This window comes from Mesobacillus boroniphilus JCM 21738, assembly GCF_000517385.1.
GTDB classification, from domain to species: Bacteria; Bacillota; Bacilli; order Bacillales; family Cytobacillaceae; genus Mesobacillus; species Mesobacillus boroniphilus.
The window spans coordinates 1-2,298 of the sequence record NZ_BAUW01000190.1; the positions used below are offsets into that span (position 1 = coordinate 1).

Here is a 2,298-nt window from a genome sequence, read left to right on the forward strand (position 1 = left end):
GGACACCATATGTATTCTAGAAATTCATTTTATGTATTTACAAATCAGCGAGTCTAAAGAAAGTAACTTTGTTATCAGAGATTGAGCATTTTTCCAGACTCCTTCTATGATTTGCTATCTCACCTGCACTATAGTAACTCACATACCAGCGTGTATTTTTATGACACAGATTGGTCGTTATCTCTTGAATATATGGTAAATCAACATCCGACAAGCTATGTCCCATAATAATAATCTCATTATATTTATCAGGTGAGGTAAAAAAAGCCTGACTCTTTGCAATCACAGAAGCTGTTGACTTGTGTGTAGTTACATAATACTGCGTAATTAAATCATACGCTTCATCAAGCCTAACATCACCATAACCCAAATCTAAATTACTTGGTGGCTTTCCTACAGCATGACCAAGAATGATTTCAGAACGTTCATGAACAACTCTATTGTGAATATGAAGAACCTTCTCATCATCAATTCCATACAAGTTTTGTAAAGTTGGTGTATAGTTAAAATTCAAGTAATAAGAATCCTTAACCTCGGTAAAACACTTAGCAATCCCTTCACTCATTTTAGTTGGCACTTCAATACTGCATATCCATTTAACAAATTGTGATATTAACCCATAGCTCATATTCGAAGTATCTTGTTCGATAAGGTACTGAAATTCATGATGATAACTGTCACTCCAATTGTCATCTGCATATGAGACTAGACTGTCAGAGTAATAATCATACATTAGTTCAACATCGATATTTGCCAGATTTGCTTCAAAATCCGACCATAAATCCTCTTGGAACATATTGAACGACTCCATCGTTCTTAATATTTCTGTCTCAGTTACCGAGAGATAATCCCTAAAATTCCAATAACTTGTTTTCATTCCATGGTGAAGATCAAAACCATTTCCAATAATAAAAAGTCTTTTCATAATCTACCTACTTTTCACATGTTAGTCCTCAAAACAATAGCTATCCCAGTTTAAATGCGCATAATCCCCCACATTTTTTATGTATCTCTCCTCATGTTTTATGGCTCATTTCAATATAAATACATACTGATTTTAATCACTTAAGGTTTAACATTAGGTTTTTAAAAGTAGGATGGTCACTCCATTGTAAAACCTTAAAAACAACAGTTTCCCCTTGATTTTTTGTTAAGTCAAAGGTAATAGATAGGTCTTTCTCCAATAATTCAAAACACTTTTTTTATCTGCTCACTTGGTTTTCCATCTTCATAATGCAATGATTGATTCCTAGCTATGTGGATAACTTTACTTAGTGCCTGGGTCCCAACTAACTGAGAAGATGGCCAAAGTGAAGGATCCCCATAAGCATATGACAGTCCTTGTTTCCTACTTGTAAAATCGATCCAGATAATTGATTGACACTTTCTTTCTGGATATCTAATTTTCCCTTAATAGCTTTAGCTTCTAGGCTGTCACTGTACCCCTTTGCTTTCATTCCATGGAAATGGTCGATATAACCATAAGGTAAGTTATCATCTGGATCCAAATCTCCTAGAGAAAGGTGCTGTTCGGCAACAAATAGATTACGAATTGCCTCACTTAACTGTTGATTGGTTTTTGTAATTTCTAATTTATAGTGTTGTATACTGTCGTAATAACTTCGTAATGCGAAATCAACACTTTCTAAGTAATCAATCATTTTCAAAACCAGTTTCCCCTTAGCTTAAATAGTTATAATTACCATTCAGTTTTGTTTATATCATTTATCCAATTATCCTTCTTACACTGCTTCTATAGTTCAATAAGGAATTCAACAAAAAAGGTGCTTAATCCTTCCTGGATCAACGCACCAATTAGTTAAACAAGATTTGTACTATTCAGGTAACGACTCGATAACCCCATTTTAAAACGAATCGTGGAAAATCCTCATTTGGCTTTTTGACTTGATATAAAAGATGAAAAGCTCTTGTAATAATTTCTATTGGATATTCCTTAATGTAGTAACCACTTCCAGTTTTCCCGCAAGTTTTGCATAATTCATAATAAGAGCTTGACTTTGCAAGTTCTGAACAGTTCTCTATGATATTGTTCATAATTTTACATCGCTTATCATATTCGTCATCAGAAATAATTGTTTCATTTAGTTTATAGTACAGGAACGAATGAACGAGAAAATTTCTCTGGTAGCGATGAAGCGTATTTAATGGTGTTTCGTGCTTTAAGATAAATTTGTGTATGTCCATTTGTACTCCTATTTATCTTTCTTAAAATTGAGAGCAGCCTTTTCTACCAATAGTCAGTTCTACCTCATATTCCAAAATCCTTCCTCCGCATAA

At 33.6% G+C, this 2,298-nt stretch carries 2 protein-coding genes; both read right to left on the reverse strand.

Annotated elements, in window-relative coordinates; translation table 11 throughout:
• Nucleotides 1–37: 37 nt before the first annotated feature.
• Nucleotides 38–925, reverse strand: a complete 888-nt coding sequence (locus tag JCM21738_RS21610) for a bacteriophage abortive infection AbiH family protein (RefSeq protein WP_023614512.1) — start codon at nt 923–925, stop codon at nt 38–40.
• 364 nt (nt 926–1,289) lie between these two features.
• Complete coding sequence (locus JCM21738_RS21615) at nt 1,290–1,667, reverse strand: hypothetical protein (RefSeq protein ID WP_023614514.1); 378 nt, start codon at nt 1,665–1,667, stop codon at nt 1,290–1,292.
• Between the last annotated feature and the right edge of the window lie 631 nt (nt 1,668–2,298).